Consider the following 6614-nt stretch of genomic DNA (forward strand, 5'->3'; position numbering starts at 1 on the left):
CCTGACGGCCAGAGAGCACCCTTTGCCGGCCCGGCGCAAGCGCGCCGGACCTGCCCAAAGGTCGGTCACCCCAACCTGGTCATCCCCACAGCGCCGGCTCGGGCGGATGGACCACGCTGCCCTCGAACCTCAGCCCCGGCTCGCGGTCGCGGGCCAGCAGCAGCGGGCCGTCGAGGTCGACGAAGTCGGCGAGGCCCGAGAGCAGCATCGCCGGCGCCATGGCGAGCGAGGTGCCGAGCATGCAGCCGACCATGATCGACAGCCCGCGCGCCTTCGCGTCCTGTGCCAGCCGCAGCGCCTCGGTGAGGCCGCCGGCCTTGTCGAGCTTGATGTTGATCGCGTCGTAGCGGTCCTTGAGCGCGTCGAGGTCGACGTCGCCGTGCAGGCTCTCGTCGGCGCAGATCGGGATCGGGCGGTCGATCCGGGCGAGTAGCCCGTCGTCGCCCGCCGGCAGGGGCTGCTCGATCAGCTCGACGCCGGCCGCCGCGCAGGCCGCGAGGTTGGCCTCGATCGTCTCGGGCGACCACGCCTCGTTGGCATCGACCACGAGGCGCGAATGTGGGGCGCCCCGGCGCACCGCGGCGATCCGCTCGGGGTCGCCCGCGCCGCCGAGCTTCACCTTCAGCAGCGGTCGGGCCGCCGCCACGTGGGCGGCCGCCGCCATCTCCTCCGGGCTGCCGAGGCTCAGCGTGTAGCAGGTCGTCACCGGAGCGGGCGCCGGGATCCCGGCCAGGTCATGGGCGGACCGGCCGGCGCGCTTGGCCTCGAAATCCCACAGGGCGCAGTCGAGGGCGTTGCGGGCGGCGCCCGCCGGCATCCGGCCGGCGAGGTCCCGGCGGGTGAGGCCGGCGGCGAGCGCCTCGGCCTGCCGGGTGATCAGGTCGCGCACGCCCTCCACGGTCTCGCCGTAGCGGGCATAGGGCACGCACTCGCCCCGGCCGGTGGCGGTGCCGTCGGTGATCGTGGCGGTCACCACCACGGCCTCCGTCCGGCTGCCGCGCGAGATGGTGAAGGTGCCGGCGATCGGCCAGCTTTCGATGGCGGTCGCGAGCCGGATCACGCCGGGAACTCCGAGACCAGGCGGTCGACCAGCCCCTCGACGCCGAACCGCACCGGGTCGGTCGCGGGCAGGCCGTGCGCGGCGGCGAGTTCGTCCAGGAGCGCGCGCGCCTCCCCTTCCTCCAGGGCCTGGGTGTTGACCGCGATGCCGGTCGGCCGGATGTCCGGGTTGGTGAGCCGGCCGAGCTGCACCGTGAGGTCGATCACCTCCTGGATGCTCGGCAGCGGATGCTTGACCCCGCGCATCGTCGTGCGGGTCGGCTCGTGGCAGACCACGAAGGCGTCGGCCTGCGCCCCGTGCAGCAGGCCGAGGCTGACGCCGGCGAAGCTCGGGTGGAACAGCGAGCCCTGGCCCTCGATCAGGTCCCAGTGCTGCGGGTCGGCCGCCGGCGCGATCCACTCGACGGCGCCGGAGATGAAGTCGGCGACCACCGCGTCGATGGCGACGCCGCGGCCGGAGATGAACACCCCGGTCTGGCCGGTGGCGCGGAAATCGGCGTCGAGGCCGCGGTCGCGCATGCCCTTCTCGAGCGCCAGCACGGTGTACTTCTTGCCGACCGAGCAGTCGGTGCCGACGGTCAAGAGCCGCCGGCCCGGACGCCGCGTGCCCTTGCCGGTGTCGAAGCGCTGGTCGGAATGGCGCACGTCGTGGAGCTGGCGCCCGTGGCGGGAGGCGGCCTCGGCGATCTCCGGCACCGAGCCGAGGCGGGTGTGCAGCCCGCTCGCCACGTCGAGCCCGGCCTCCAGCGCGGCGACGATGCTGGCGACCCAGTGCGGCGGCAGGACGCCGCCGGCATTGACCACGCCGACGATCAGCGTGCGGGCGCCCCTGGCGACGCCCTCCTCGATCGTCAGGTCCGGGATGCCGAGATCGGCGGCGCAGCCGGGCAGGCGCAGCTGCCCGACGCACCAGTCCGGCCGCCAGTCGACGATGCCGTAGGCGGTCTTGGCGGCGAGCCGGTCGGGCACGTCGCCGAGGAACATCAGGTAGGGCGTGGCGATCTGCATCGGTCTCGTCGGTCCGTCGTCGCGGGGGCGTCACGGGTGCCGGGCAAGAGTCGAGCCGCAAAGGCCGTCATCCTCGGCGCCGGCACCTTCGCGCGGGCGGCCCCGGGGTGCAACAGGCCTGCCGCGAGGGACTGCCCGGCCGGCAAGGCCGCCTCCGGACGGCCGCGGTTGGCCCGCGCCTTGCCAGGGGCGGGCCGGGCACGACCTCCCGGTCCTGCGCAATCGGGCTCCGTCCGGCCGCCGCACTCTTCCCCGATCCTCGGCCGACCCGGCCCTTGACGCCAACAACGCCGTGACGGACTAGGTCATTGCCCAAAAGGAGAGCACGAATGCGTTTGAGAAGCCTGCTTCCCGTCCTGCTCGCCGGCCTGGCGGCCTCCGCCGGGACCGCCTCGGCCCAGGACCTCACCGGGACGCTGAAGAAGATCAAGGAGACCGGGCAGATCACGCTGGGCTACCGCGATTCGTCGGTGCCGTTCTCCTACCTCGACAACAACCAGAAGCCGGTCGGCTTCGCGATGGACATCTGCTACAAGATCGTCGACGCGGTGAAGTCCGAGCTGAAGCTCGACAAGCTCGAGGTCAAGCTCAACCCGGTGACCTCGGCGACGCGCATCCCGCTGATCGCCAACGGCACCGTCGACCTCGAATGCGGCTCGACCACCAACAACGTCGACCGGCAGAAGCAGGTCGCGTTCACCAACACCCACTTCCTCACCGCCAACCGCTTCGTCACCAAGAAGACGAGCGGCCTGACGAAGTTCGAGGACCTGAAGGGCAAGACCGTCGTGTCGACCTCGGGCACCACGAACATCAAGCAGATCAACGAGTACAACGCCGAGAAGAAGCTCGGCATCACGATCCTGCCGGCCAAGGACCACGCCGAGGCGTTCCTGATGGTCGAGACCGGACGTGCCGCCGCCTTCGTGATGGACGACGTCCTGCTCGCCTCGCTGGCCGCCTCCTCCAAGGAGCCGACCGCCTACGTGATCTCGACGGACGCCCTGTCGAAGCCCGAGCCCTACGGCATCATGCTGCGCAAGGACGACGCAGCCTTCAAGAAGGTCACGGACGCCGCCACCGCCGCCTTCTACAAGAGCCCCGAGGCCAAGGCGGCCTACGACAAGTGGTTCATGAAGCCGATCCCGCCGCGGGACATCAACCTGAACCTGCCCATGAGCGAGGCGCTGCAGCAGGCCTTCGCCAAGCCGAGCGACAGCCCGGACCCGGCCGCCTACTGACCTGACGAGCGGGCGCCGCCCTCGTCCGGGCGGCGCCTCCCGCGGACCTTCGCGTCCCTCGGCACTTTTTCCCTGTGCCCGCGCCCGCGCCCGGCCTCGCCGGGGCGGGAAAACCGTATACCATCGGCGCCGAGACCGCATCCAACACGCCGAACGCACCCGGAAGACAGGGCATGAACTACAACTGGAACTGGGGCATCTTCTTCGAGGCGTCGCCCGAGGGGACCGGCACCTACGCCGACATGCTGCTGTCGGGCCTGGTCTGGACCATCGTCACGGCGCTCTGCGCCTGGGTCATCGCCTTCGCGGTCGGCTCGGTCGTCGGCGTGCTGCGCACCCTGCCGAGCCGCGGCGCGCAGGCCGTCGGCAATTCCTACGTCGAGCTGTTCCGCAACATCCCGCTCCTCGTGCAGATGTTCCTGTGGTTCTTCGTCCTGCCCGAGGTGCTGCCGGAATCCTGGGGCACCTGGCTGAAGCAGCTGCCGAACGCGCCGTTCTACACCGCCGTCGTGTGCCTCGGCTTCTTCACCGCCTCGCGCGTCGCCGAGCAGGTGCGGGCCGGCATCCAGGCCCTGCCGCGGGGCCAACGCATGGCCGGCACGGCGCTCGGGCTCACCACCGCCCAGACCTACCGCTACGTGCTCCTGCCCAACGCCTACCGCATCATCCTGCCGCCGCTGACCTCCGAGTTCCTCAACAACCTGAAGAACACGTCGGTGGCGCTGACCATCGGCCTCCTGGAGCTGACCGCCCGGGCCCGTGCGATGCAGGAATTCTCGTTCCAGGTCTTCGAGGCCTTCACCGCCGCGACGATCATCTACATCATCATCAACCTGCTGGTGGTGACCGCCGCCGGGCTGATCGAGCGCCGCGTCGCGGTGCCGGGCCGCTGAACCCCTCCAGCTCGGGCAAGATCCTGCGATGTTCTCGAATTTCGATTTCAGCGTCATCCTCAATTCCTGGCGCTACCTGTTCTTCGACGGGATGACCTTCACGCTGACGCTGACCGCGCTCGCGGCAATCGGCGGCGTGGTCCTCGGCACGCTGATCGCCATGATGCGGCTGTCGGGCCTGCCGGTGCTGCCGCAGGTCGCCAAGGCCTACGTCAACTTCATGCGCTCGTTGCCGCTGGTGCTGGTGATCTTCTGGTTCTACTTCCTGGTGCCGTATATCGGGCAGTGGATCATCGGGTCCGAGCGGCCGATCCAGGTCGGCGCCTTCTCGTCCTCGCTCATCACCTTCACGCTGTTCGAGGCGGCCTACTTCTCCGAGATCATGCGGGCGGGCATCCAGTCGATCCCGAAGGGACAGGCGGCGGCGGCCTCGGCGCTCGGCCTGACCTACTGGCAGTCGATGGGCAACGTCATCCTGCCCCAGGCCTTCCGCAACATGCTGCCGGTGCTGCTGACCCAGACCATCGTGCTGTTCCAGGACACCTCGCTGGTCTACGTCCTGTCCATCACCGACTTCCTCGGCGCCGCGTCCAAGGTGGCGCAGCGCGACGGCCGCCTCGTCGAGATGTACCTGTTCGCGGCGGTGGTCTACTTCGCCGTGTGCTTCATCGCCTCGCTCCTGGTGCGCCGCCTGCAGCGCCGGGTCGCCATCATCCGATAGGGTTTGCCGCCATGACCTCCTCCGCGATGCCGCCCGTCAGCCCCGTTCCGGAGCCGCAGGCCGCGTCCGACGCGGCGCCCGGTACCGGCCCCGTCGGCACCCTGCTCACCGAGCGGCCGCCCGTGACGGCGACCACCGGGCCGATGATCGCCATCGACAACGTGTCGAAATGGTACGGCGACTTCCAGGTGCTGACGAACTGCACCACCTCCGTCACCAAGGGCGAGGTCGTGGTGGTCTGCGGCCCGTCGGGCTCCGGCAAGTCGACGCTCATCAAGTGCGTCAACGCCCTCGAGCCGTTCCAGAAGGGCCAGATCACCGTCGACGGCACCAAGATCGCCGACAAGAAGACCAACCTGCCCAAGCTCCGCTCTCGGGTCGGCATGGTGTTCCAGCACTTCGAGCTGTTTCCGCACCTGTCGATCACCGACAACCTGAACCTCGCCCAGCGCAAGGTGCTCGGTCGCAGCAAGGACGAGGCGCAGGCCAAGGGCCTGGCGCTGCTGGAGCGGGTCGGCCTCAAGGCCCACGCCCACAAGTATCCGGGCCAGCTCTCCGGCGGCCAGCAGCAGCGCGTGGCCATCGCCCGGGCGCTCGCCATGAACCCGATCGTGATGCTGTTCGACGAGCCGACCTCCGCGCTGGACCCCGAGATGGTCGGCGAGGTGCTGGACGTGATGGTCGAGCTCGCCCGCGAGGGCATGACCATGATGGTCGTGACCCACGAGATGGGCTTTGCCCGCAAGGTCGCGAACCGCGTAATCTTCATGGACAAGGGCGAGATCGTCGAGGACGCGCAGAAGGAGGACTTCTTCGGCAGCCCCCGCAGCGAGCGCGCCCAGACCTTCCTGTCGCGAATCCTGTCGCACTGACGGGCCGCGGGCCCTGCGCCGTCTGCGCCCGCCGCTCACGCGGTGAAGCGCTGGACGGCCCCTCCCCTTCCGCGGGCAGGACGATCGCGTGTGAAATACCCGTGATTTGACCTGCCCCCGACTGTGTGTTCGGGCAGCAGCCCTTCCGACCAGGGGGACTGCATTCCTTACCCGCCAGGGACCCGGTCGAGCGCGGTCCCTGGCGGCACTGCCGTCTCGGTCCCGGCACCCGACGAGACCGTGAAGGCGACCTTCATCGCTGGCGGCCAGAACCGGACGCTGACGAAACGGATGTTCACCACGCTACGCGAACGAGATCGACCCCGCCCACCGCCGCCTTGCTGAGCGTCGTAGTGGGGAAAGCGAGCCTCGCTGCGCGTCGGTCTCCATGGTGAGGGACCGGACAAACAGGGAAATTTGGCGGAGAAGAGTGCCTGAACGTAGCGAAGCCCGCCAGGCGTCAGCCGGGCGGGCTTCGTTCGTGAGGGTCGTGTCGAGGGAATGTGACGTGCTTGGCAGGTCTGGCGGTGACCGACTCTCCCGTGTCTTGAGACACAGTACCATAGGCGCTGGGGCGGTTAACGGCCGAGTTCGAGATGGGATCGGGTTCTGATCACCCCGCTCAGACCACCAGACCGGCCAAGCACGTTCGTCCGGCAAGCATGCTGACCGGCAGCCGCTATCGGCGGCCGGTCGCGTCTTCATCGTGTTCGTGTGTCTGATCCGGACACGGATCATGAGAGCGATCAAGCCGATCGAGCGATTAGTACTGGTCAGCTCAGCGCGTTACCGCGCTTGCACATCCAGCCTATCCACGTGG

The 6614-nt window shown here is 69.3% G+C and carries 6 protein-coding genes and 2 rRNA genes; 4 read left to right on the top strand and 4 right to left on the bottom strand.

What is annotated here, in order from left to right; translation table 11 throughout:
- Positions 1–79: 79 nt before the first annotated feature.
- Both dgcA and dgcN read right to left on the bottom strand, forming a co-directional pair.
- The gene (dgcA, locus tag ACS5PV_RS24225; protein ID WP_455397900.1) at positions 80–1060 is read right to left on the bottom strand and encodes an N-acetyl-D-Glu racemase DgcA; all 981 of its coding nucleotides are present in this window, start codon (positions 1058–1060) and stop codon (positions 80–82) included.
- Positions 1057–2067 carry an N-acetyltransferase DgcN gene (dgcN, locus tag ACS5PV_RS24230; RefSeq protein ID WP_455397901.1) on the bottom strand — a complete coding sequence of 337 codons (1011 nt, stop codon included), beginning with the start codon at positions 2065–2067 and terminating at the stop codon, positions 1057–1059. The genes dgcA and dgcN overlap by 4 nt, the downstream gene beginning before the upstream one ends.
- Positions 2068–2396: 329 nt before the next feature.
- Between dgcN and ACS5PV_RS24235 the strand changes: the two genes are divergently transcribed.
- The 4 genes from ACS5PV_RS24235 (at position 2397) to ACS5PV_RS24250 (ending at position 5794) form a co-directional block, all read left to right on the top strand.
- The gene (locus ACS5PV_RS24235) at positions 2397–3308 is read left to right on the top strand and encodes a transporter substrate-binding domain-containing protein (RefSeq protein ID WP_455397902.1); all 912 of its coding nucleotides are present in this window, start codon (positions 2397–2399) and stop codon (positions 3306–3308) included.
- A gap of 173 nt (positions 3309–3481) precedes the next feature.
- Positions 3482–4201, top strand: coding sequence for an amino acid ABC transporter permease (locus ACS5PV_RS24240; protein WP_455397903.1), 720 nt, complete (start codon positions 3482–3484; stop codon positions 4199–4201).
- 28 nt (positions 4202–4229) lie between these two features.
- A complete protein-coding gene (locus ACS5PV_RS24245; protein WP_455397904.1) occupies positions 4230–4922 on the top strand; it encodes an amino acid ABC transporter permease in 693 nt (230 codons plus the stop codon).
- Between the two features lie 143 nt (positions 4923–5065).
- A complete protein-coding gene (locus ACS5PV_RS24250; RefSeq protein WP_455397911.1) occupies positions 5066–5794 on the top strand; it encodes an amino acid ABC transporter ATP-binding protein in 729 nt (242 codons plus the stop codon).
- 519 nt (positions 5795–6313) lie between these two features.
- Here the strand turns inward: ACS5PV_RS24250 and rrf are convergent.
- Positions 6314–6429: ribosomal RNA gene (rrf, locus tag ACS5PV_RS24255) — 5S ribosomal RNA — on the bottom strand.
- Between the two features lie 107 nt (positions 6430–6536).
- Positions 6537–6614, bottom strand: a 23S ribosomal RNA gene (locus ACS5PV_RS24260); the annotation flags it as partial.

It is taken from the genome of Methylobacterium sp. Gmos1 (genome assembly GCF_053764715.1).

Bases quoted from the DNA above. Each gene is read 5' to 3' on its own strand.
- dgcN (WP_455397901.1), bottom strand. From the start codon at position 2,067: ATGCAGATCGCCACGCCCTACCTGATGTTCCTCGGCGACGTGCCCGAC.
- ACS5PV_RS24235 (WP_455397902.1), top strand. From the start codon at position 2,397: ATGCGTTTGAGAAGCCTGCTTCCCGTCCTGCTCGCCGGCCTGGCGGCC.
- ACS5PV_RS24240 (WP_455397903.1), top strand. From the start codon at position 3,482: ATGAACTACAACTGGAACTGGGGCATCTTCTTCGAGGCGTCGCCCGAG.
- ACS5PV_RS24245 (WP_455397904.1), top strand. From the start codon at position 4,230: ATGTTCTCGAATTTCGATTTCAGCGTCATCCTCAATTCCTGGCGCTAC.
- ACS5PV_RS24250 (WP_455397911.1), top strand. From the start codon at position 5,066: ATGATCGCCATCGACAACGTGTCGAAATGGTACGGCGACTTCCAGGTG.